The sequence below is a fragment of the Hominisplanchenecus murintestinalis genome, from assembly GCF_943193015.1.
GTDB lineage: Bacteria > Bacillota > Clostridia > Lachnospirales > Lachnospiraceae > Hominisplanchenecus_A > Hominisplanchenecus_A murintestinalis.
This window is the reverse complement of record NZ_CALPCM010000016.1, coordinates 37,385-62,144: the sequence shown is the minus strand read 5'-3', so window position 1 is coordinate 62,144 and position 24,760 is coordinate 37,385. Positions and strand designations below refer to the sequence as shown.

The 24,760-nt window shown below is 46.7% G+C and carries 18 protein-coding genes; 7 read left to right on the top strand and 11 right to left on the bottom strand.

Annotation, left to right across the window (positions count from 1 at the left end):
- Window positions 1-1,896, bottom strand: a 1,896-nt coding sequence (locus NFR99_RS07845) for a leucine-rich repeat domain-containing protein (protein WP_251353358.1), incomplete at its 3' end; no start/stop codon positions are given.
- A 275-nt stretch (window positions 1,897-2,171) separates the two neighbouring features.
- On the opposite strand from NFR99_RS07845, the gene NFR99_RS07840 reads away from it, so the two are divergent.
- Together NFR99_RS07840 and NFR99_RS07835 are read left to right on the top strand one after the other, a co-directional pair.
- Window positions 2,172-2,921 (top strand): LytR/AlgR family response regulator transcription factor, encoded by a 750-nt coding sequence (locus NFR99_RS07840; protein WP_251353357.1) that lies wholly within the window; start codon window positions 2,172-2,174, stop codon window positions 2,919-2,921.
- Window positions 2,918-4,234 (top strand): ATP-binding protein, encoded by a 1,317-nt coding sequence (locus NFR99_RS07835; RefSeq protein ID WP_120486272.1) that lies wholly within the window; start codon window positions 2,918-2,920, stop codon window positions 4,232-4,234. Before NFR99_RS07840 ends, NFR99_RS07835 begins: the two co-directional genes overlap by 4 nt.
- A gap of 16 nt (window positions 4,235-4,250) precedes the next feature.
- Here the strand turns inward: NFR99_RS07835 and NFR99_RS07830 are convergent, their stop codons facing one another.
- The 5 genes from NFR99_RS07830 to NFR99_RS07810 all read right to left on the bottom strand — a co-directional run bounded on the left by NFR99_RS07830 (window position 4,251) and on the right by NFR99_RS07810 (window position 15,012).
- Window positions 4,251-5,642: a hypothetical protein gene (locus NFR99_RS07830; protein ID WP_251353356.1), complete on the bottom strand. Its 1,392-nt coding sequence runs from the start codon at window positions 5,640-5,642 to the stop codon at window positions 4,251-4,253.
- 9 nt (window positions 5,643-5,651) lie between these two features.
- Window positions 5,652-8,375, bottom strand: a complete 2,724-nt coding sequence (locus NFR99_RS07825) for a serine/threonine protein kinase (RefSeq protein ID WP_251353355.1) — start codon at window positions 8,373-8,375, stop codon at window positions 5,652-5,654.
- Window positions 8,376-9,150: 775 nt separating this feature from the next.
- Window positions 9,151-11,550, bottom strand: a complete 2,400-nt coding sequence (locus NFR99_RS07820; RefSeq protein WP_251353354.1) for a leucine-rich repeat protein — start codon at window positions 11,548-11,550, stop codon at window positions 9,151-9,153.
- Window positions 11,551-11,571: 21 nt separating this feature from the next.
- On the bottom strand, window positions 11,572-13,098 hold the full coding sequence (locus tag NFR99_RS07815) for a leucine-rich repeat domain-containing protein (RefSeq protein ID WP_251353353.1): 1,527 nt from the start codon (window positions 13,096-13,098) through the stop codon (window positions 11,572-11,574).
- Between the two features lie 165 nt (window positions 13,099-13,263).
- Window positions 13,264-15,012, bottom strand: a complete 1,749-nt coding sequence (locus NFR99_RS07810; protein ID WP_251353352.1) for an RICIN domain-containing protein — start codon at window positions 15,010-15,012, stop codon at window positions 13,264-13,266.
- 290 nt (window positions 15,013-15,302) lie between these two features.
- On the opposite strand from NFR99_RS07810, the gene NFR99_RS15405 reads away from it, so the two are divergent.
- The 3 genes from NFR99_RS15405 to NFR99_RS07795 are packed head-to-tail and all read left to right on the top strand — an operon-like array spanning window position 15,303 to window position 17,241.
- A complete protein-coding gene (locus NFR99_RS15405) occupies window positions 15,303-15,572 on the top strand; it encodes a hypothetical protein (protein WP_330642170.1) in 270 nt (89 codons plus the stop codon).
- A complete protein-coding gene (locus tag NFR99_RS07800; RefSeq protein WP_251353351.1) occupies window positions 15,569-16,948 on the top strand; it encodes an aldehyde dehydrogenase in 1,380 nt (459 codons plus the stop codon). The genes NFR99_RS15405 and NFR99_RS07800 overlap by 4 nt, the downstream gene beginning before the upstream one ends.
- A gap of 32 nt (window positions 16,949-16,980) precedes the next feature.
- A complete protein-coding gene (locus NFR99_RS07795) occupies window positions 16,981-17,241 on the top strand; it encodes a TIGR03905 family TSCPD domain-containing protein (protein ID WP_120486264.1) in 261 nt (86 codons plus the stop codon).
- Window positions 17,242-17,390: 149 nt separating this feature from the next.
- On the opposite strand, the gene glgB is transcribed toward NFR99_RS07795, so the two are convergent.
- The 3 genes from glgB to NFR99_RS07780 form a co-directional block, all read right to left on the bottom strand.
- A complete protein-coding gene (gene glgB, locus NFR99_RS07790; protein ID WP_243126880.1) occupies window positions 17,391-19,298 on the bottom strand; it encodes a 1,4-alpha-glucan branching protein GlgB in 1,908 nt (635 codons plus the stop codon).
- 239 nt (window positions 19,299-19,537) lie between these two features.
- Complete coding sequence (locus tag NFR99_RS07785; RefSeq protein WP_120486262.1) at window positions 19,538-20,890, bottom strand: alpha-amylase family glycosyl hydrolase; 1,353 nt, start codon at window positions 20,888-20,890, stop codon at window positions 19,538-19,540.
- Between the two features lie 22 nt (window positions 20,891-20,912).
- Window positions 20,913-21,488: a TetR/AcrR family transcriptional regulator gene (locus tag NFR99_RS07780; RefSeq protein ID WP_158604992.1), complete on the bottom strand. Its 576-nt coding sequence runs from the start codon at window positions 21,486-21,488 to the stop codon at window positions 20,913-20,915.
- A 152-nt stretch (window positions 21,489-21,640) separates the two neighbouring features.
- Here NFR99_RS07780 and NFR99_RS07775 point away from each other — a divergent pair, with 152 nt between their 5' ends.
- On the top strand, window positions 21,641-22,999 hold the full coding sequence (locus NFR99_RS07775) for a serine hydrolase (protein WP_251353350.1): 1,359 nt from the start codon (window positions 21,641-21,643) through the stop codon (window positions 22,997-22,999).
- A gap of 60 nt (window positions 23,000-23,059) precedes the next feature.
- On the top strand, window positions 23,060-23,329 hold the full coding sequence (locus tag NFR99_RS07770) for a hypothetical protein (protein WP_120482819.1): 270 nt from the start codon (window positions 23,060-23,062) through the stop codon (window positions 23,327-23,329).
- 77 nt (window positions 23,330-23,406) lie between these two features.
- Here the strand turns inward: NFR99_RS07770 and NFR99_RS07765 are convergent, their stop codons facing one another.
- Both NFR99_RS07765 and NFR99_RS07760 read right to left on the bottom strand, forming a co-directional pair.
- Window positions 23,407-24,030, bottom strand: coding sequence for a cytidylate kinase-like family protein (locus tag NFR99_RS07765; protein ID WP_120482669.1), 624 nt, complete (start codon window positions 24,028-24,030; stop codon window positions 23,407-23,409).
- Between the two features lie 12 nt (window positions 24,031-24,042).
- Window positions 24,043-24,753, bottom strand: a complete 711-nt coding sequence (locus tag NFR99_RS07760) for an ABC transporter ATP-binding protein (protein ID WP_120482671.1) — start codon at window positions 24,751-24,753, stop codon at window positions 24,043-24,045.
- Window positions 24,754-24,760: the final 7 nt, after the last annotated feature.

The following is a 24,760-nucleotide window of genomic DNA, read 5'->3' as shown; positions in this document are numbered from 1 at the left end:
TGGACTATTTGTCGTCAAACGGATGCTATCTGGAAACGCCCCGCTTTCCAGGATTGTCAGCCCGCCGCCCACATGAACGCCTGACAGGCTGCTGTCTGCAAATGCATCCTGCCGGATTGTTGTGACGGAATCCGGAAGAAGCATTGTCCCCGTTAATTTGCTGCATCCTTGGAAAATCCCCCCTCCAATCTCTATCAATCCTTGGCCTAATTTAATATTCGCAAGCTCCGTACAGTTTTGAAATGCATAATATCCAATTTTCTGCAAGGAATCCGGCAGCAATATTTCCGTAATACCGCTGCAGCCGCTGAATACATTGTCGCCAATTTCCGTGAGTCCTTCATGCAGAGTTACATTTGTGATACCTGTACAATCCCAAAATGCAGAAGTGTCAATTAGCTCACAGCTTTCCGGAATGTCAACGGTCTGCAGGCTTTCGCATTCCTTAAATGCGAAACCGCCAATATATGTCAGGCTTTGAGGAAGCTCCACTTCCTTCAATGCATGGCAAGCGCAAAACACCCATTGTTCGATACGCGTAAGGCCGTCAGGCAGATTGATTGATTCCAGTCCCGTACAGCTCATAAAAGCATCTTTCCCAATACCGGTAATCGATTCCGGGAGCGTAATTTTCGTAATTTTAGAGCATGTGGAAAATGCGCTTGTTCCAATTGTTTTAACAGTATATGTGTTTCCTTCCCACTCTACTGTCTCAGGAATAATAATTTCTCCGGAGGGCTGCGCTCCTTTCCATTTGTCTAATTGTACATATCTACGTTCACTATCCGTAATTGTAAATGTATATTTATCCGTGTCAAATGCCAGCAGTTCATAAGGCTCTCCATTTAATTCTATTTTTTGATGTCCTATGCCTGCCACAAGAGCCGCAACTTCCCTGCTGGTACATTTCACAGTAACCGACTTACTGTATTTCTCACGGCCGACGCTATCATTCCAAAATATCCAATTGTGGACAGATGTCACACTATCGGGAAATGTTACACTCAATTCCTCGCTGCAGTTACAGAAAGTCTGGACAGATATTTCGGTTACTCCTTCCGGTACCACGACCTCTTTCAATCCGGTACATCCATAAAATGCTGAACCGCCAATCGTATTGACAGAAAGCGGTATCTGAATCTCCGTCAGACCGGTACACGAACTCAATGCCCCATCCGGTATGGATGTAAGGCTTTCCGGCAAATCAATCTGCGCAAGGCTGACACACCTCGAAAGAAACCCCTTCCCTCCAAGAGAGGTCATCCCGTCTGGCAACGTTATGCTGACAAGGCTTCGATTATCAGAAAAAGCGCTTCTTTCATAGACGGTATCCGGATTTAAAATAATTAAACTGCTTATTTTCATACCGCGGAATGCATCAGCCCCAATCCGGGTAACAGACGCAGGAATCGTCAATTCCCCACCGGCATAACAGTTCAAAAAGGCTGTATTCCCAACTTCTTTTAAGTTCGGGGGCAAATTTAATGAGTTCATAGCGGTGCAGAAACAAAATGCATTTTCCCCGATGCTTTCAATTGTATCCGGAAAAACAACTTCTGCAATACTTTGCTTTCCAGCATTGTTGTAAAATGCATTATCTCCAATGGAAACTACCGTATATTCTTTGCCGTCATACGTAACGGTTTCCGGAATCTCAATCACTTCCTTCCACGAAATATTCTTTGCCCATTCCACAAGCTGCATTTTTCCCGGTTCAATTTCCTTATAAACAACGCCCTCTAAGTTTACGCTTTCTGTGAGCGTTCCCTCCGCGGCATATGCTTTCCACGCTGTTCCATATGGCGTATTGGACGCAAACAGACAGAATACTAGCAAAAAAGCAGCAATTGAATACAGAACTGCCAGCCTGCCTTTGTATAGATTTCCATTCTTCATTTAAACGTTTATCCTCTCTTCCCAAAAATTTTACTTTTTCGCAATTCATGCAAATGCAAAAACCGCCGTGTAACAAAGTTTTCATTTTTATTATATAAATCTTTTATGGGAAAACAAGATTTCTGGCAGGAACGTCACGTTTCTGGCAAGAACATCATACTTTAATAGAATAATTTATTGCTATATTTCTAAATATCAGAATCCACAGGTTTGAAAAAAGTATTTTTTATGATATTATTAAATTGGATTTTTAAGAAAAAATGAGGTGGAACCGATTGAAAATAGCTCTCGTAGACGATGAACAAGAATATCTTGATGAAATGACGCGGCTTTGCCGCGACTTTGGGGAACGCTGCGGCTGCCAGATTGAAACCGTCCCTTTTACCACTGGTGAGACGTTTTTGAATGCTTTCAGCGACGGAGGATTTTCTGTTGTCTTTATGGATATTTACATGGAAGGAATCGATGGTATCGCCGCTGCCCTCAAAATGCGCGAGCAGGACAACCGCTGTATTCTTGTCTTTTTAACCTCCAGTACGGAATTCATGCCGGATGCTTTCTCCTGCCATGCTTTTGAATACATCACCAAGCCCTTTTCCCTGCAGCGCGTCGAGAGTGTCCTGCAGGACGTCCTGAAAGTACTTCCTCCAGCACAAAAATACATCAAGGTCTCCAGTGAAAGAAAGACCGTTCGGGTATTCCTTGACCAGATCGCTTCCGTCGTCACAAGCGCCCACTATCTTAACATCTCCCTTACAGATGGCAAGTCTCTGCGCTGCCGTATGACCATGCCGGAATTTATGAGGTTGACAGAGGAGGATGACCGCTTTATCACCATCAATAAAGGGATTGCTGTAAACGCCGATTATGTCCATGATTTTGACGGAAATTCCTGTATACTGGAAAACGGCATGAAGCTTCCGATACGTGTACGGAACCGCCTGAAAATTGTACAGGCGTTACAGGACCATCATTTCAATAAAATACGCAGCCGCCAGAGACACGGAAAGGAGCTTTCACTATGAATATCACCAAATGGCTGTCCGCCCTGCCACAGTTTCTCATCCTTCTTCCCACAGCGGCGTCCTGCTACCTCCTCACAGAGAAACAGATGAAATATACTCCGGCCAGGACTGCCGCTCTGTGCCTGGCAGTCCTTATCCCTTACGCTCTTACTGCTTCCTGGGTTCATGCCGCCCTGAAAGTTAGCATAAACCTTATTCTCCTGCTCTCCCTTGTGCCGTTCTTTTTCCTGTTCCGCGCCACAGTCAAAACAGATCTGCCCTTATCCCTTGCCATCTATGTAGGAGTCTGCGCTATAGAAACATTTCCCATACAGTTTGCATACCTCTTTGACGCCTGCCGCCATCCACTGTCCGGAGCCGCCAATCTCTCGGCTGAAGCCGCCTTTTTTCGCTTCGGCCTTTCCTGCCTGCTGCTGGCAGCCTTTGTCCGCCCCGCCCGCCGGCACTTTTCACAGGCGGTTGACAACTTTGACTTCCCGAAGATATGGTATTCCACAGTAATCTTATCCTCTGCGTTCCTCATCTTTAATGTTCTGGCTGTCCCCCTGTCCTACCGTACTCTCCATACGGGACGTATGCTTTTCCTTTTCCCTTTGCTGGAAATCTGCGCCCTGGCGCTCCTCACGTCAGTTTATGTACTTTTTTACCGGGGAACAGCCGTTATCGTGGAACATGCAAAATTAAAAGAGCGCTCCCAGCTCCTTGAAATGCAGGCGCACCAGTACCATATGCTACAGGAGCATATGAGCCAGACTGCCAGGCTCCGCCATGACTTCCGGCACTCCGTACATCTGCTCTCTTCCCTTGCAGAAAAAGGCGATATCAGCAATATCCAGGCGCATCTTACAGAATATGAAACCAGACTCACAGAACATGTACCGGCAAACTACTGTACAAACGCCGCGCTAAACGCCCTGTTTGGCTACTATCATGAGATGGCTGTCTCCTCAGGGATTCATACAGACTGGCACATTCATTTACCGGAACCGCTGGCCGTTTCCGAGCTCGACCTCACAGCGCTCTTCGGAAACCTGATGGAAAACGCCATCGCAGGCTGCCTTAGCCTTCCGGAACGTTCACGTTATTTTTCCCTTACCACGGAAATCCGCCACAAAAACAGCCTGTACATCGTCTCTACAAACAGCTTTGACGGACATGTCCGGAAAGAAAAAGACAGATACCGTTCTACAAAACACAACGGCAACGGAATCGGCCTTGCATCCATTACCGCCACCGCAGAAAAGCATGGCGGTTCGGCACGCTTTTCCAACAACGACAGGGAGTTCTTTGCAGACGTGGTTTTGCGGATATAACTACGGGCAGAATATATCAGATTCCCAGCTTCTCCCACTCTTCCTCCATACTGCGGGATTCCAGGAATGTTTTATAGAGAGGAGAATTTTTCTCCATCTGTGCGTAGCGCATCACCTCATCTACCAGATAACTCGCCGGATCCTCCGCCTCCATGTAATAGAGGATAAAATCATCAAACTCTCTCTCATTGTCCAGCGCGTAAAAACCGCATTCTTCCAGAATATCATCCAGCCGCTCCCTGCTCAAAACCTCCTCCGGCGGAAGTTCCGTCCCGCTCGAAAAAAACAGCAGGAAACAGATTAATGTAGTTCTGTCTACGTCAAGCACCCCTCTGATATACTTCCTTATAACATTCTCACCGTTCCTTCCGCTCTGATACGACTTTTTTTCTCCCTTTTTATGCTTCTCATCAAGGCTGCACTCTTTCTGCTCCTGTCTTCTCATGCCTTCTTCAATTACTTCATCATTTGTTTTCTCTTTCAAAGAAGGATTATGGCTCCTTATCTTTTCTGCCAGTTCTGCTTTCTTCTCTTCGGAAAGAACTTCTATTTTCCCGTAAGACTCCCAAAGGATATCTTTCCACTCTGTCGTCACATAGCCAAAATAGAAATTGTCAAATGCATCAAAAATCCCTCTGCATGATATGGGCGCATTCCTGAAAAGTTCCCGTATTTCTTTCGGCGCCCTCTTCTTACGTTTGGAAACCGTGATGATCTGAAACATATTCATATCCTCAAAAATAGCGTCTTTATCTTTTCCCTGGCCTACCGCTTTGGCGGCGTCCTCTATCTTCTGCCAAAGATAACGGCAAAGATACTTGCAGAAATAGTACTTCGTCTTTTCCCTGGCCTTGCTGAAATGTTCCAGATTGTCCAAAAGGAGAGTCCTGTACTCTCTTTCGCTTCCGTCCAGCCCTTTCATCACCTGCTCCATCCTTTTCGTCACGCGCCCCGTAACCAGGCATTCCTCAGGTTCCCCGCTGTTTTCCCTGATGTACCCCTCGAGTTGAGGCACAGTAATCTTCCCGCCCGGAAACCACTTCTCCTGTATTCCCCATCTGCTGCGGGCATCTTTAGCGATTTGATGCAATTTCATGCACTCTTTATAGGAAAGCCCATTGAGGAACACATAGCTCAGCGTCATTTCCCACAAACTTCTGGCATACAGCTTTTCACATCCTCCCGCAGCCAGGCTTTCATTCACCTCATCCAGCGTACTGCCCTTCACAAACCCAAGGGCAATCAGCCGATGCCGGCGCGCAATCCTCTCCTTAGCGTCAACCGGGAACTTCATGCACTCTTCCAGATACTTTTCCCCTGTGTATTCTGCCGCTACTTCACTGATTATTTTTTCAAATGGAGTCATTTTGTTATCTTTGTCTTTTTTCTTCTTACCTTTCTTTCTCACGCGTTCCTCCTATCTCCACTCGTTCCATCGTTCCTGGTTCTCCATATCCACCAGTTCCCGGTAGAATTCGCTTTTCTGCTCCAGGTCTTTTATCTTTTCCAGATGTTTTTTCATCCCTTCTCCTGTAAGCACTGCATGTCCTGACATCTTCCCGCTCATTTTAAAGAACGTAAATTCTGCCTGCTCCTCACCGTTCTCGTCTCTTTGTATAAACTCTATCAAATCATAGTCTCCATTTCCCAAATCACAGGCTTCATATACTTTCTGCACTGCCTCCAGAAAAGACGCCGGAAACTCTTTGCCTGCCGGAAGGAGCACCCGCAGAGGATATTCATAAGTGGATTCTTCATCCGCCTCCGCCAACGCCCCGGACATTATTTCCTTCAGTTTCTCCTGTACCCCTTCCAGACGCTCCTCCCCCAGTTTCATCGAATACATTTTTGTTTTGTCCACATTCTTCATAAGCTTCCCGTCAGCGTCAAACTCACAAACCATTTCCTGATTATATGACTGCGGCATATCTATTCCCAGTGCGATTTCTTTTACAAGTTTTAAAACACTAATATTCTCATCCGTTATCCCAGGTTCCCCATAACTGCACAAAGTCCTGAACAACAGGGCGTCCTCTTCAACATCCGTTTCCAGACTGCATTTTGCTATCCGGTATCCCCTTACATCTAAATACCATTCTTTGCCGTCTGCCTTCTCCATCTCTTCCAAAAGCTTCCCTTGGCTATAAGATGATAAAGAAACCTTCAGAACGTAGTTTCCCTGACTTTCCTGCTGAAACTCCATATCTTCAATATCATAATTTGAAAATACGGTATTCCACTTATCACTGACAGACACCGTGCCCTTGCTCCATCCCGCCATCACTACTGCATCCTCGTACAATCCTTCCGGCGAAAACATAACAACTGCTTCACTTCTGTTCCCTGGAGAATTTCCAAAAGCGTAGGGCACGCCCAGCACATCCAGGCGATTTTTAAAACAGGCTATCATGTCCACCCATTCTCCATCCGACAGCTCACCGGAACAGGCATATCTCACGCAAATGCTGTTTTTCTCAAATTCTTCTCTGGAGCGTTGGTTGATTCCTGCCCCCTCTGTTTTTTCCGGTTCTTCCCACTCAGCAGGTATCTCAAACCTTACATACAATGATTTTTCCAGAGGCGTATGCGTCAGATTATAGATAAGAAGTTCCTGAAATGCCTCGCTCTGATCCTGAGAAACCAAATAGAACGTCTCTCCGTCCCCGGCCGTCCTGACATAAAACTCTATACAATCTCTATAAATAACCGCGCCGCTCACGCGTATATTCCATCCCATTCTCAGCCAACCATCTTCATTCGCAAGACTGTGGATTCTTTTTGCCTTTTCTTTTGAAAGAGCCAGCACTGCATAGCGAAAGTCCCCCGCAGACGGAAGCCCTATCTTTTCACGATCTATGCCGTCCAAAATCCCCGTTTCCAAATGTGCGTCCAAAATATCGCTTTCTGCAATACGGTACAGCGATTCTGTAGTTATGTCCTGATAATCATATGCGGTAAGCGTCGCAGGACTGCTTATGTAGTCCCTGCATACTTCCCAGACATCCTTTCCCTGATACGCCTCTAAAGGAGCCGTTACTTCAATCGCGCCATCCTCTCTGTCCTGTATAATATAGTTTCCTTCTCCCGCGAGAATTCGATACTTGTCCTCTATGGCCTGTTTCGCCTCCAAATATCCGTTCGCCGTCATTTCATCGTCCGGCCAGAAAAGCACGGTTTCTGTAACGATTCCCCGGAAGCGGTAAAGTTCCGGATGCAGATAGAAATAAATCCCAACAGCCGCCAGCAGGCAAAGAATTCCCGCCGCCGCACAAACAGCCGCCATCCAGCCCGGCATCCGTTTCTTCTGTTCAGGGATGAGCGCTTTTTCTGTCTCCTCCCGCAAGTCTTCCATGGAAGAGTAGCGCTCTTCCGGATGCACCCTAAGCCCCTGTTCCAAGACCTTTTCCAGTCTTCCTCCTACTGCGATTTCCATTTGGGAAGGCATTTCCAACTCTTCCCCCAGGGTTCTCTGCGTTGCCGCCGCAGGAATCTTTCCTGTAATACATTCATAAATTGTCGCACACAGCCCATAAACATCCGTCCAGGGTCCCTGCTTCCCTCCTCTGGAATACTGTTCTACAGGAGCGTAACCCTGCTTCAGCACAATAGAGTACGTCGCTTCCGCTACCACAGAATTCGCTTTCGCCGCCCCAAAATCAATCAATTTCAGGGAACCGTCCGACATTACCATGATGTTATCAGAGGAAATATCTCTATGGAGGACTTCTTTTTTATGGATTTTCCCCAATGTTTCCATCAACGGCATCATCATCCGAAAAATTTCTTCCGCATCTATCTTTCCGTTTTCTTTCACATACTGCTTAAGCGTTTTCCCCTCTACATATTCCATCACGATATACGCGGCGCCGTCTTCCTCAAAATAGTCAATAACTTTGGCAATATTATCCAGATTCACCAAATCGCCCAGGATATGGGCTTCATTCAGGATTTTATCTCTTGCTTTCTGATCCTGCACGGCAAATTCTTTCATCGCAACGGAAATTCCCACGCGCTGGTTCTCAGCCCGATAAGTGACTCCAAAGCCGCCTTCTCCCAATATTTCCTCAATAATATAACGCCCGTCAAGTACCGTCCCCAGCTCCAAATGCCGTTTCCCCTGTGCTTCCATACTCTTCTCCATCCTTAGATTCTTGCTGTTTACCGTCCGACTCCGATAAATACATCCTTTGCTCTGAACACAAATCCATACTCCCGGTAAAAGAACTCTGCAATCATTATACAAATCTGTCACAATCCGGCAGAGCCTCTGCACCGCCGATACATAATCTTTCTCTTTTATTATTGTTCCTATCTTTTCAGTATAACAAAATGCAATGTTTAATACAATTTTTTCTTATATTGTTTTTTTATGCCGTTTGATACCCACGCCAGTTTTTGTATATTTTTACGGCACAAAAAGACCGCATATGCAGTCTTTTTATTCCTAAAGAAATAACATATCTTTATTTTTATGTTATAAATCAATAGATTATTTCCATTTTATCGAATAATAAATAGAATCTTTTTTGTCATTTTTTGACACTTTCAAATAATAAGTCCCTTTTTCTAATGGGAATTTTGTCTTAAAAAGGTACTTCTCATCCCCTCCCATATAGATTAATTTCCTCATCCCCCACGTGCTGCTTGCGATTGGCTTTGACTGCCCCTTTTTATAAAGATACGTCTTCGAGCTGCCGTCGGAACCGATAAGGCTCTTCACAGTAACAGAAACACAAGATATCCTTAACCGTTTTCCTTTTTTGATATTCAGGGCCTTCGTCTGCTTTGTGTTTTTCGGCTACTTTACTTTGGTAAAGCGATAACGGAACCGAAACAGCCCGTCTGCAGACACCTTAATATAATACGTTCCCTTTTTCACGCCTGCCGTCTCCTCTCTTTTCCGCATTTTTCATCTGCTACTTCGTAATCTTCACGCTCTTCGCCTGCCCCTTGCCTTTAAGCAGCTTCTTGTAGGCTTTTAATTTCGCTTTCGGCACTTTGATTTTTGCTTTCTTGTGGATTCCTTTGAACGCCTTGGCGCCTACTTTCTTTAACTGCTTTGATTTAATTGTGATTTTTTGCAGTTTCTTGCATCCGCTAAACGCCTTGTTGCCAATTTCTTTTATATTCTTTCCTATGGTAACTGACTTGAGTTTCTTGCACTTCGCAAAGGCATTTGCGGAAATCTTTGTCACTTTGTACGTTTTGCCGCCCGCCTTTACTTTATCCGGTACTGTGACAGACGTTTTAGAATCCGATGACGCTGTTTTTTTATATTCTGCCGTACCGTCCGCATTCAGCTTATACCCCTGTATGCTTCCATTCCCTGTACTGGAATCTGTTTTTTCCGCTTTCCATTCCGCCACAAAGGTAACGCCCCGTATCAGCTCGTCTCTGGCTGGAACATATTTCCATCCTTTTTCCCCTTCATATTCATCCACCCACCAGCCAGCGTCGTCCCATCTTCCTTTTGCGGTACTGTTTTTGTCATCTATCTTCCATCCGGCAAATTTGTAACCTTTTCTAGTAGGATTATTCAGCTGGATAACATCTCCCCCCACAAAGGTTTTGGGATTCCCTGCGTGGTTTGTCCCCCCATTCATCTCATACGTAATCTTTACGGGGTTTCCCGGCATATACTTTACTCTGCTGCCATAACGCCACGTTATGTCTAAATCTGCAGAAGAGTTTTCCACCACATACAATGGGCATTTCGTTTCCATATTGTCAAAACTACAATACCAAACCTTATCTTGTGTCAGGCTTGCCATTAGCCCTGATAGAATGGCTTTTACCGTAACCGGAATCCTAATTTCTGTAAATTTGCAGGAGTCAAAAGCCGCTATATCCAAGTACTCTGCATTTGCAGGAATCGTATAACTTCCAGCATAGCTCTTTCCCGCCGGATATATCATAATTCCCCCAAGTTCCTCAACTACCTTTCCATCCTCATCCCTTCTCCTGGATTTCGAATAGAGTACTCCATCTATAGAATAAAACGTATGATGCCCTGGATCCACCTGGATGGACTTCAAATCTTTACATCCCATAAATGAACCCGAATAAATCAGCTGCATCCGGTTGTGGAAAGAGATATCTGTGATTCCGCTGTCCTTAAATTCATACGCGCACATTGTATCTCCTGCTGGATATTTTACAGACAGGTGAAGATTTTTACATCCCATAAACGCGCAGCTCCCAATCTCTTCCAATGTAGACGGAAGCGTAGTAAAGCTGTTTAACATTGAGCAGTTTTCAAATGCGCTGCCCCCAATTCCTGTCAAACCTTCTGGAAGGTTTATAGACGTCAGTGCGGCGCAGTTTTTAAATGCACTAGACGTAATCTTTTTTACCCCTGCCGGAAGGATTATCTCTTTTAATGTATTATTCACTGCATTATAATGATGTGTGTCTCCAATTTTCTGCTCAAAACTGACCCCTCCAATTTCCTCCACCCCTTCCGCATAAATGATTTTTTCCAAAGATGATTTTGAAGTTTCTCCCATATATAGATGGGTTTTTCCCGGAACATTGATAATTTGTTTCAAATTAGAACAATTACTCAGCGCACTTCCTGCCACGGTACTCCCTTGGGGGAAAGTAAATTCCGTCAATTTTGGACAATTCCCAAATGCCAGTGCGCCAATGTCTGCCGGCTGAGCTTTCATAATCTCTGCCCGGAATGTAACTTTCTGCAGATTCAGAGAACCGCTAAAAGCCCGCTCCCCTATCACAAGCGTCGGATTTTGCGGAAGCACAACCTCACCCAAAAAACTCCAATGCCCCCAAGTATATTCTGAACCCTCATCTGGATCCTCATCGGAATCTTCGTCTGAGCCCTCATCTGGATTCTCATCGGAATCTTCGCCTGAACCCTCATCTAGGTCTTCGTCCGAATCACCATCCCACCATGAGCCAAATGCCCGCTTTCCTATATAGCGGACAGTGTCCGGAAAAGAAATACTATATGGTTCATATCCCTTCACCCGGCCCGTATATGATAAACTACAATCATCATAGTAAATCACCGCTTCATCATCGTCTATTCCCACTCCAATTGCTTCTGTCACTTTCCTCCCATTGCCATTTTCATCATATACATAAGAAGGCATCTCAAGTTCCACCAAGGCATTGGACACCCCATAAATCGCCGCTTCATCATCGTCTATTTCCACATACTCCCAAACTGTGCCGTCTGAAGCAGTCCAACTTCCCAAATCCCCATATTGTTCTTCATCTGCAGCTGCCGCAATACTACCAAATGATAAAAAGCCTATCGCAATTGCCAACACACAAAAATTTTTCTTTTTACGCATATGCCACCTCTTCTTCATCCTTTACTTCGTAATCTTCACGCTCTTCGCCTGCCCCTTGCCTTTAAGCAGCTTCTTGTAGGCTTTCAGCTTCGCTTTCGGCACTTTGATTTTTGCTTTCTTGTGGATGCCTTTGAACGCCTTGGCGCCTACTTTTTTCAGAGATTTTGCTTTAATCGTAATCTTTTTCATCTTTGAGCAGCCGGAAAATGCTTTTGCATTAATCTGCGTAACTTTATATGTGGCTCCACTCACTTTTATATAATCTGCTACTGTTGCAGACGCTGCCTTTTTGTTTGCCGGGGACGCATATGCCGCCTTTCCATCGCCCAGGCTTACATAGTTTCCTCCTGACACATTCACTTTCTGTCCTTTTGCGAAAGGAGTAACCGGGGTGACTGTCGGCGGAGTGACAACCGGCCTCTGAATCGGCGGCTGCTGTCCAACCTTAATATAGCCGTGCCTAATCGCATACTCATAAGCATAGGAGTTCGCATTGCACACCATATTTCCCGAACTTCCAGAAAGAATGTCATACCCCATCATACTAACGCTGTTTGGGATGGAGATACTGACAAGGCTGGTACAGTATGAAAACGCCCAGCTCCCGATTGTCTTTACCCCCTCTTGCACCGTCACATTCAAAAGAGCTCTGCATTCTACAAAAGAATTCTCTCCGATACTTTCTACGCTGCCTGGAATCGTTACATTTTTTAAAGCGGAACATGCCCCAAAAGCCGCATCTTCTATTCTTTCCACACCGCTTGCCAGTGTAAGTGTTTCCAAAGCCCTACACTCAGAAAAAGCGCCGTGACCAATTCTTTTCACGCTCCCCGGAACTGTCAGTGATGAGATTCCCGTTCCCCAAAAAGCAACTTCGCCAATCTCTTCTACTCCGTCTGAAATCGTCACGCTCTTCAAAGCAGCACACTCATAAAACGCACCTTCTCCAATTCTCTTTACTGTTTCCGGAACCGTGATGCTTCTAAATGAACATCCTTTGAACTGATATGATGAAAGTTCAGTGACTCCTGCCGGTATATTAATCGTCTCCAGTTTGAGACACCCATCAAATACTCCATGACCCAGCATTGTCACGCTATCCGGAATCCTGAAGGTTGTAAGAGACGTGCATCCCCCAAAAGCCCACTCCCCTATTTCCGTCAAGGTAGACGGGAGCACAATGTTTTCCAGTCCGCTAAACCCGTTAAAGCATGCACTTCCTATCTCTTTGACGCCTTCCGGTATAACCACGCGGCTGATGCGTCCTTTGTCCTCCATATCTATATCCACGCTTGTAACTTGTTTGCCATTTACCCTTGCCGGGATTACCAGTTCTGTAGCGTTTCCGTTATAATAGGAAATCTCTATCGTCCCATCGCTGTATTCTATATAGGCAAAATCTCCCTCTGTTCCGAACTCCACAAGTTCCCCGTGGTCTGCAGCCTCCACTTCTACCGCTGTCCCGGTATGCTCTGCCAGCCCCGCCGGAAAAACTGCCGCCAGCATCACCGCCGACATCACAATCGCTGCTGCTTTCTTATAACTCATACCTTGTTCTCCTCTCTTTTCCTTTTGAAATCTTTGTTTTCAGCTGCGGACGCATATTCACAATATTTTCCAAATTCTATTATATCAAACGTTTTTGTAAATTTGTTTTTACACACCTGCTAAATAAAAGTTTTTCAAAAACAATGAGAAAAACTTTATTATCCATTACTTTATCCTTACTTTTTTCACCGCACTCCATGCGCTGTAAGCCGACGTCGATCCGTTTCCCGGATATCCGTAAGCGCGGACTTTAAAATAATAAACTTTTCCTTTTTTTAGTTTTGGCGTCGTAAAGCTCGTACCGTACACCGTACGCTTCTTTCCCCCCGCGTTCCTCTTTGTCGAGAAACACACTTCATACCAATACGCATCTTTCACTTTTCCCCACTTGAGCGTTGCTTTCTTCTTCCTGCTCTTCAGGCTCTTGATCTTACATTTCGCCAATTTCCTCACCGGCGCGGAATACGAGGGTTTTGAAGATGAAGGCTTCTTTACAGACGTGCCTGGCTTCTGTTCTGCCTTACCAGGACGGGAGGCCGTGCCCGACGGCTTTTTCGCCGTTTCACTCTCTGATTCCTTATCCGCCCCGCTCTCCGGCTTCGTACCTGGTTTACTATCTGGTTCTGTCCCCGGTTCTGCCGACGGCTCCGTTTCCGGCTCAGCGCCCGGTTCTGTTGACGGCTCCGTTTCCGGAGGTCTGACTGCCCCCGCTCCCTGGCGCACGGTAAAATCCACCACATTACTGGCTGTATAGCTATAGCTATTGCAGGAATCTACATACGCACGATAATTCCCTGCCGGCAAAACTGTGCTGCACGAAGTTCCTGTCTCTTTCCAAAAATCCCTGTACGGCGCGTACTCTCCGGTTGATTCATTTTTCATTGTTATCCTGACATTATAACTTGTGGTATCGCTTGCCGCCGTCCATGACAAAGTCGAAAACGTATTGGAATCTCCCGCTGAAACTGTCAGCACGGAACTCCCTGCTTTGGGGTGTTTATAAATAGAAAACCTCTGCGCTGCAGTATCGTTCTTGTCCCATATCTGCACATTTGTCCCGATTGCATTCCCGTTATTACTCACGTCCAAAACTTTATCCGAATTTTTCGGGCGCAGATAATATTCGCCATTCCACCTTCCATAGATATACCACTTTTGGTTATCCAACCCTGCGTATCCCCACAGGTGTACATTTCCCCCGTTTTCTGTTGAACCTCCCTGCACATCCAAAACATTTCCACTGCTGCAGTTATATATCACATAACTCCCGTCCGGCTGTCTTACAAAATACCAGAAAACCGTATTGTCGCTGCTGATTTCCACATTACTGCCCTCCGGGCTTCCAACATGCACCCACCCTTCGCATTTTATAAGATTCGCATAAAAAGTATCTCCCTCATTTACAGGAGTCATCGAATCATACCACTTGCCGCTATGATTCAAGTATATGAATCCCTTTAAGGTTTGCGTATTATCATTCCTTTTCGTCCCTACTGTGGCAGACAAATTAATCGTTCCTATGCCCCCCGCAATATCTGTACGCCCGCCTTCAAGTACATGCATTCTCCCATTGCTGACGCTCTCGACAAATCCCACATGCCCAAATCCGCTGTCCGTCCAGACGGCAATACAGTTTGCCACAGCCGTTGTCCCCACCGAATATCCATGATTCCTGGCATTATCATACCATTCTCCGCCATTTCCCAATCCCGGCAGCGCCACTCCCGTCCGCTCATACGCCATTTTCCACGCATACCATGTACACCGCCTGTTCGTAATCCCTCCGATTGTCTGCCATTCCGGATAAGGATTTGACGCGGCGTCTGCAGTGATTGTATTTGCCAGCAGCATTTGCAGTACAAACATCAGCACTATCGCCATTTTTTTTGCACATCGCCATTTTTTCCCCTTCATCTCTTCTCCTCCTGTTCCAATTTCCCGATTCTGTGTTTTCAGCGAATATCCGCTGAACTGTTACCAAATTTTTACTATGGTATTATTATACAGGATGCGATTTGCAAATTTGTTTTTTCACTTTCGACGATATGGTAAAATGATGATTTTTTAACCAGGTATTTTTATAAGATGTGAAATCTGATTTTCCACTTGCCCATCTCCCTAAATATTGACATCCTCCCACCAAGTTGCTATACTTTCTTCGAAAAAACTGCCCTCTGGCAGCGCTCAGAAAGAGAGGAAAAGCAATGCACAAACTGAAGAAGCTCTACTGCCGTACCTTCCAGGCGGCGCTCAGGCTTTCTCTGCCGTTTCTTCCTTATCGGAACCCGAAAATCGTGGGCAGCGTAAACGCACTTCCGGAAATCCAGGAAACTGACATCCCGAAGCTCGCCTATTATGCGGATAAAGAAGCAAACCCTCTCTATCCCGTCCCGGTACTGATGGACGCTGAGGAGCTTGAAAAATTTTACCGCATGGTAACGCCGGATACCGGAAAGGATGTGGAGCAGCCATGACCGAAAAAGAAATCACCCGTCTTACCGACAGACAACGCGTATTTTTTTCTACAGGAGCCACGCTGGATATTTCATTCCGCATCCGCGCACTGGAAAAGCTCAGAGCTTCCATATTAAAATACGAATCTGAAATACTCTCCGCACTTTCGAAAGACCTGGGAAAAGGCTGTACAGAGAGCTACATGTGCGAAGCCGGGCTGGTGCTCAGCGAAATCCGCTATATGCGCAGGCATATCCGCTCTCTGGCAAAAGAGCGTACTGTCCACACGCCCCTGGCGCAGTTTCCGTCAAGGAGTTTCCAGAAGCCGTCCCCTTACGGCACAGTGCTGATTATGAGTCCCTGGAATTATCCCTTCCTGCTGACCCTCGACCCCTTGGTAGACGCACTGGCGGCAGGAAATACCGTGGTTCTTAAACCCAGCGCCTACTCCCCTGCCACCAGCCGGATCATCAGCCGCATCATAGCAGAATGTTTTGATGAAAGCTATGTCTCTGTCGTCACGGGCGGCAGGGCGGAGAACGCCTGCCTGCTGAGGGAGCATTTTGACTATATCTTCTTTACGGGGAGCCAGTCCGTAGGCAGGGAAGTCATGAGACACGCCGCAGAACGCCTCACTCCCGTCACCCTGGAGCTGGGCGGCAAAAGCCCCTGTATCGTAGAAAAAAGCGCCGACCTGGCCCTGGCAGCCAGGCGCATCGTATTCGGCAAGTACTTAAACTGCGGGCAGACCTGCGTCGCTCCCGACTATCTGTACTGTGACAAAAGCATCAAAGACAAACTGCTTGCTGAAATCCGCAGGCAGATTCAGAAACAGTTTGGGGAACACCCTCTTACAAACCCGGACTACGGCAAAATCATAAACCGAAAACATTTTGAGCGCATCCTCGGCCTGATGAACCGGGACAAAATCATCTGCGGAGGAAATACAGACGCCGAACGCCTGAAAATAGAACCTACCGTCATGGATTCCGTAGACTTCGGAGACGCCGTGATGCAGGAAGAGATTTTCGGTCCGCTGCTTCCCGTCCTTACTTATGATTCCGTGGATGAAGCCATCCGGAAAATCAATTCCATGCCCCATCCCCTGGCTCTCTACATCTTTACGCGCGACAGGGAAACCGCCGGAAAATTCACCTCGCGCTGCGGCTTTGGCGGCGGCTGTATTAACGACACCATCATACACCTCGCCACCAGCGAGATGGGCTTCGGCGGCTTTGGGGAGAGCGGCATGGGTTCTTATCATGGCAAAGAAGGCTTTCGTACCTTCTCACACTACAAAAGCATTGTAGACAAAAAGCTGTGGCTGGATCTGCCTATGAGATACCAGCCCTATAAAAAAATAAACGATAAACTCATCCGCTTCTTCTTACGTTGACGCGGAAACCCAGAACAAAGGAGGAAAATCACATGGCATTTACTTACAAACCACGCGGCGTCTGCTCACAGGCAATCATCCTTGATTTAGACGGCGACACCATTAAAAAGGCAGAATTTATCGGCGGATGCTCCGGAAATACACAGGGCGTAGCCCGGCTCGTAGAAGGCATGAAAGCCCGGGACGCCATTGAAAAGCTTGAAGGCATCAAGTGCGGCCCCAGACCTACTTCCTGCCCCGACCAGCTCGCTCTGGCCCTGCGCGAAGCACTCGAAAAAGCAAATACTCCGTAGCCAACTGCCTGCAAGCAGTCACTTAGATCGCTGCTCGCGGGAATAAAGACAAAAACATCCCGGCGTCCGGAACCATCTATGTAAGATGACTTCCCAGATACCGGGATATTTCTTTCACAGCAGCGTTTCAGACGCCCTTTCTATCCATATCAAAACTTAAACACCGCTACCCCATATGCAGGCAGGTCATATGCAAAGGAATACTCCCTTCCATCACATTCCTGAGACACTGCACGGTATACCAACGGCTGTTCCTTTCCGCTGCCCCCAAATTCCTCTGCATCGCTGTTCAGAATCAGGCGGTACTGTTTCTTTTTCGGTACGCCCACCCGGTAATCCTGTCTTGCTACCGGAGTGAAGTTTACAACGAAAAGCAGGTTATTCTTACCGTCAAAGGAATGACGCACAAAACTGAAAATACTCCTGTCCCCATCGTCCGCATTGATCCACTCAAAGCCTGTAGGATGATTGTCTGCCTCATAACACGCCGGATTGCTCTTGTAAAGATGCAGCAGTTCCTTCACATAGTTCTGAAGATGCCTGTGCTTTTCCTCTCCCAACAGATACCAATCCAGTTCCCTCGCCTCGCTCCATTCCTGAAACTGAGCAAAATCCTGTCCCATAAAGAGCAGTTTCTTTCCCGGATGGCCAATCATAAACGAATACCCGGCTTTCAGGTTCGCAAACTTATCATCGTAAAGCCCCGGCATTTTATTAATCATAGAGCATTTCAAATGAACGACTTCATCGTGGGAAAGTACCAGGATATATTTTTCTGAATACGTATAGGACATAGCAAATGTCATTTTATTGTGATTGTATTTGCGGAAATACGGATCAAGCTTCATATATTCCAGGAAGTCATTCATCCATCCCATATTCCATTTCATGGAGAATCCCAGCCCGTCATCCTCCGGCCTGCCGGTTACCATCGGCCATGCGGTAGACTCCTCTGCAATCATCAGCGCCCCGTGATTTCTTCCGAGCACTACGCTGTTTAAGTGTTTAAAGAACTCTATCGCCTCAAGGTTTTTATTCCCGCCGTATTTATTTGGAACCCACTGCCCGTCCTGTCTGCCATAGTCCAGATAAAGGATAGAAGCCACTGCATCCACACGCAGGCCGTCCACATGAAACTGCTCCAGCCAGAACAGCGCGTTGGCAATCAGAAAATTCTTCACCTCATTTTTCCCAAAGTCAAATACCTTCGTACCCCAGTCGGGGTGCTCTCCCTTTCTCGGGTCTGCATATTCAAACACACAGGTTCCGTCAAACTCTGCCAGCCCGTGGGCGTCTCTCGGAAAATGCGCGGGAACCCAGTCCAGGATCACACCGATTTTGTTCTTATGCAGATAATTCACCAGATACATAAAATCTTCCGGCGTGCCATAACGTGAACTCGGCGCATAGTACCCTGTTACCTGATACCCCCAGGAACCGTCAAACGGATGCTCCGCAATCCCCATCAGTTCCACATGGGTATACCCCATTTCTTTCACATATTCCGTCAGGGAATGCGCCAGCTCCCGGTAATTATAAAATCCATCCTCATTCTGTTCATTCCACGGGTGCTTCTTCCAGGAACCGGGATGCACTTCATAAATACTCATCGGCATCTCATTTACATCCTGCAATTCCCGTTTTTCCATCCATGTGCTGTCGCCCCAGCGAAAATTCGGGATATCCGCAATCTTCGATGCATTCCCCGGCCGCAGCTCAGAGGAATTCGCAAAAGGATCCGCTTTGTAAAGCTTCCGCCCATCTCTGGCATGGATTAAAAATTTATAAAGCATCCCCACCTTTGCCTCCGGCACAAACGCCTCATAAATACCCAGAGGCTCCAGGCGCTCCATAGGAATGTTTTCCTCATTCCATCCGTTAAATTCCCCAATCACATTTACTGCCGCCGCATTCGGCGCCCATACGGCAAAATAAACGCCCGTGCGCCCGTTTCTCTTTGTTTTATGCGCCCCCAGCTTTTTATAGATATCATAATGTGTTCCCTGTCCAAACAGGTACTGATCCAAATCCCCGACACGCAGCTCCTCTTCCTGCATTTTAACTACAGGCGTTGTCTTCTCTGATGCCTGTTTCACGATTCCGCCAGAACCCTTCCTTGATACCTGCTGCGTAATTCCTGCGGGAGCTTCCTTCTTTGATGCCCGCTTTTTCGATGTTCTTTTGTTCATCTTACCCACCTCTGCTTCTATGACTTACCATCTATATACGCCGCTTCGCGGCACACAAAGCTGCCCGGATAACCGGACAGCCAACAACTGCTGCCTCTGACGCTTCCTTATGAAGCTGTTACGATTTTACTGCCGCAGGCATCCAGCTCAATATTCAGCCTTCCCCCTTCTGCTTTCAGTGTTTCCCCTGTGAATACATCTGTGCAGATATCTGCACTCACCGGCATAGGAATAGACATGGATGCCGGAGACTCGTCATTGTTGACAGCCACAATAACTGCCCTGTCTCCCAGTATTCTGGCAAATGCATACTGCCTGTTTGTCAGCAACAGTTCCCGGTATTTTCCGTCTGCCAGCACTTCATTTCCTTTCCTCAGCTCTCCTAACGCTTTGATATGGGCAGTCAGTTCCGGATGCTCATTCTTCATCTCCATTTCTGCAAGCTCCAGCCTCGGGCGCATCCCGTCATCATTCGCCCCCTGTTTCTTTCCCTCTATGCCCCACTCTGAACCGTAATAAACCGAGGGAATCCCCGGCAGGGTATACAGCAGCGTATACACCGGATACACATGCTCTTTATTGTTCAGTTTGCTCATGATGCGGTCCACATCGTGGTTATCCACAAAAGAATACAGTGTCCTTCCTTTATAAATGCCTCCGTTCTCATCAAATTCCCGGCGGATGGTGTGTGCGATTTCAAAATAATTGTGGTCGTTATGCCCGGAATAAAGTCCCTTATGCAGCTCATAATTCGTTACAGAATGAAGCATCTCATCGTTTGCCCAGCGCGCGTAATCCCCGTGGATCACTTCGCCCATCAGCCAAAAATCCTCTTTTTCCTGCGCTGTCACCTGGCGCATCTGCTTCATAAACTCAAAGTCCAGACAGTCCGCGCAGTCCAGCCGGATGCCGTCAATATCAAACTCCTGAATCCAGAAACGGATAACATCCAGAAGGTAATCACGTACCTCCTGATTCCAGAGATTCAGGTTCACCAATTCAAAGCAGTTCCTCCATGCCTCATATCCAAACCCGTCATTATAAGGAGTATTCCAGCCAAAGTTCACGCCTTTATACCAGCTACAGTAGCGGGATCCTTCCCTGTTCTGCTGAATATCGCGAAAAGCAAAAAATTCCCTTCCTGTGTGGTTAAACACGCCGTCCACCACCACGCGGATTCCCGCCTCATGTGCAAGGCGGACAAACTTTTTAAAATCCTCATTATCTCCTAACCGCTTATCTACAATCCTGTAATCCTTTGTATCATAGCCGTGGCTGGTAGACTCAAACAAGGGGCCGATGTAAATCGCTGTCCCCCCCAGCTCACGGATATGCTCGATCCACGGAAACAGTTCCTCCATCCTGTGGCAGACCCCGCCGTCCCGGTTCTCCTTCGGCGCGCCTGTCAGTCCCAGGGGATAGATATGATAAAATACCGCCTCATTGTACCATTTGCTCATTTCTTTTTCCTCCACATCATTTCTAAGAATTTATTCCATACATAAACTGGTCTACCAGCGATTTCTTCCTTTCGTCATCTACCATAGCGCCTTCTTTCAGGCTGTCGCACATCCGCAGGATATACTGGTTCATCGTTCCCAGAAAACCTATCGCAAACTGTTCCTGCCTTCCGCGGATATTCCCAAGCTGCGGCGTGGCTTCTTCAAAAAAATGTACCACAATCCCATACAGCTCTGTCATCAGGGGACGGATTGCCCGGTAGGCTTCATTCTCCTTTGCCGAATAAAAAAGAGCCATCATCAGCATATACATTTTCCGGTTGGCGCTCGCCAGGTCAAGCATCTTCGACGCCATCCGATAGAGAGTCGCGGGAACATCCCCGTGATACTCGGCCGCCTCCCGGACAGCTGCGTTTACATGAGAAAGCTCTGTATTCAGAAGTGTTTCCAGCAGCCCGTATTTGCTTCCGAAATAATAGTACAGCGTGGGCTTCGTCACTCCGGCCTTTTCAGCAATCTCCTGAACCCCTACCGCATCATATCCTTTCGCATAGAACAAATCCAATGCACACCGGAGGATTTTTTCTTTATTATCCATAAACGCCCCCTTTCTTCTGATATTCTCCATTATACCGTTCGGTATACAATATGTCAAGCATAAGCAGCCACTCGGGAATTTTCGTCAAAGGGATTTACATTTTTCGCTATCTATTGTATCATTTCTTTAAAAAGCGTAAAGGCTGGATACATATGAAATTCAAACATACACCCATACACAACTTCTATCCCCGTCTGCTTCAGGCTTTTGCGGCAGCCCTTATGGGCGGGGCTTTTTATATGGGGGCATACACTTTTACTTATGGCGGCGCCGCTCCCACTGTACAGGATATCGCACCGGAAATCGTTTCCTCTATAGAGACTGAAATTTCCTCTGAGACACAGAATCCGAAAAAAGATACCCTGCAAAACACGGAAAGCCCTCCGAAACCAAAAGCACCTGCGGAGAGAAAAGTTTCTTCAGAAACCCAAACATTCGCAGACAGTACGGATTCCGTTACTGCTGAAACATCTTCAGAGCTTTCCGGTGAATATGAAATTGCAGAGTCTGCAACAGAAACTGACGTTTCATCTGTTTTCTCATACCCTGATCTGACAGAAACTTCTCCTGCGGCTCCATTCGTTTCTGGCGCTCCTTATGCAGCAGATAAATACGCCTTTAGCATCTCATCTGCAGATACCGGGGATATAATCTATGTTTATGAGGATGACGTTTATAAAATTGCGCAGTTTCAGCCAAACTATCTTTATGACTTAACAGAGGTTTCTCTCTCTTGGGAACATCTTGAAGAAGAGCTGATTTCTATGACTGAGGGCTATTCCGGAAATTGGTCTGTATATGTAAAAAACCTTGCAAACGGCGATACGATAGCTGTCAACCAGAAGCCTATGGAATCTGCAAGCCTGATTAAACTCTATATCATGGGCGCGGTGATGGAGCAGATTCATAACGGAAAGCTGGAAGAGACAGATACCATCCGTTCTCTTCTGAATGATATGATTACTGTCAGTGACAATGAAGCTTCTAACGAACTGGTGCGCTATCTCAGCCCGGAACATGACCACAAAGATGGGCTTACCTATGTAAACAGCTTCGCTAAACGCCACAGTTTCCCGGACACACAGCACGTAAACGGACTGGAAGACTCCAGCCTGCGCCATTCTCCTCACCTGCAGAATGAGACCTCCGCCCGGGACTGCGGAGAACTGCTGGCACAGATTTATGAAGGGAAACTGGTGTCCCATCTGGCGTCCAGGGATATGGAAAATCTGCTGTTAAACCAGGAGATTACTTACAAAATCCCTACCGCTGTACCTTCTGAAGCCGTTACCGCTAACAAGACCGGAGAAATCAGCGATGCTGAAAATGACGCTGCAATTATCTATTCTCCCGGAGGCGATTTCGTGCTGTGCATTATGTCCGGGGGCTGGGACAACGGAAACCAGGCCATTGACCATATACGTGCGCTTACAAAACTTGTGTATAACCATTTTAACGCGGCTATCGCCGATACGGATAAATATATGATTGTAGAAAATGCCAGTGAGTAATTAGCCGCTAACCACGGCCATAAGGCCTCGGCACATGGCATTTGAATATTGGAGGTACTTATTATGCGTATTTGGGGAAAAATAATAAAAGATAACCGGATGCTTGTTGATACCGTTGTGGAGGACAACACCATCGACACCAGGACTCACAAAATATTTCGCGCCCTGGATGAAATTTGCTATGTATTTGATCTGGGAAAACCAATCTGGCTCGACTCTACAGTGGCGGAATTTAAACGCCATGACAAGGCAAGGTTTTATCAGGATAACTTTATTGAACAGATTGACTTTGACTATCTGGAATTTCATGTCATTGAAGAAGATTCATGACGCCTCTATAAAGAAGAAAACGCCGCGGCTGCACGTCATACGCAGTCACGGCGTTTTCTTCTTTATACCACCTGTTTCTATTCTTCAAATCTCACTTTGATATACGCTTTTATCTCTTCTACGCATTTCTCAAATCCAAGCTTACTGCTGTTCAGGCACAAATCATAGTTCCTGGCGTCATTCCAGACATTTCCTGTATAATAATGGTAGAAATCACCTCGGTATTTATCCGTCTTAGCAATAAATTTCTCCATTTCTTTTCTGCTCATATCATTCCGCTCCATCGCACGTTCCATGCAGTAATCCGCCGGAGCATGGACAAACACGCTTACTACGTCCGCTCTGTCCTTCAATACAAAATCCGCGCAGCGGCCTACGATTACACAGGAGCCTTTCTCTGCCAGCTCCTTAATAACCTTTGCCTGATAATTAAACAAGTTTTCACTGGAAACAAAATCATCGCTTTCCGGTGAAATCAACCCGCCGGTGTAGACCTTCTTTGAAGCCCCAAACAACGGATTGCTGCGCAGCTTTTCATCCGCCTGATTAAACAGCTCTTCCCTGATTCCGCTGTCGTCCGATGCCAGGCGCAGGATTTCCCTGCTGTAAAAGGGAATCCCCAGATCGTTTGCAAGCATCTGCCCAATTGTCTTACCGCCGCTTCCATATTGACGGGCGATTGTAATGATTACTTTTTCCACAGAAATCCCTCCTTACTCTCCTAAGTACGCTTTCTTCACTGACTCATCGTTCATCAGTTCTTTCGCGTCTCCCTGCAGTGTAATCCTTCCTGTCTCCAGGACATATGCCCTGTCCGCGATGGAAAGCGCTTTCTTTGCGTTCTGTTCCACCAACAGTACAGTAGTTCCCGCTGCGCTTACCTCCCGGATAATATCAAATATCTCATTTACAAAGATTGGGGACAGCCCCATAGACGGCTCATCCATCAGAATAATCTTCGGCTGGGACATCAGCGCCCGGCCCATAGCCAGCATCTGCTGCTCGCCTCCGCTCAGAGTTCCCGCCATCTGGTTCTTCCGCTCTTTCAGACGCGGAAACCTTTTATAGACCATTTCCAGGTTCCCGGCAATTTCATCTTTATCTTTTCTCGTATACGCGCCCATTTTCAGGTTCTGGTATACGCTCAGCTCTGCAAAAACTCTTCTTCCCTCCGGCACATGCGCCATTCCCATCGACACAATCTTATGCCCGGGGATTTTTGCAACATTCTTTCCGTCAAATATAATTTCTCCCGCTTTTGCCGGAATCAGTCCGGTAACCGCATGAAGCGTAGTCGTCTTTCCCGCTCCGTTCGCACCGATCAGGGCGATAACTTCCCCTTCATTTACTTCGAAGGAAATCCCTTTGATGGCCTGAATCATGCCGTAATATACTTCCAGATTTTTGATTTCAAGCATTGCCATAAGTCTT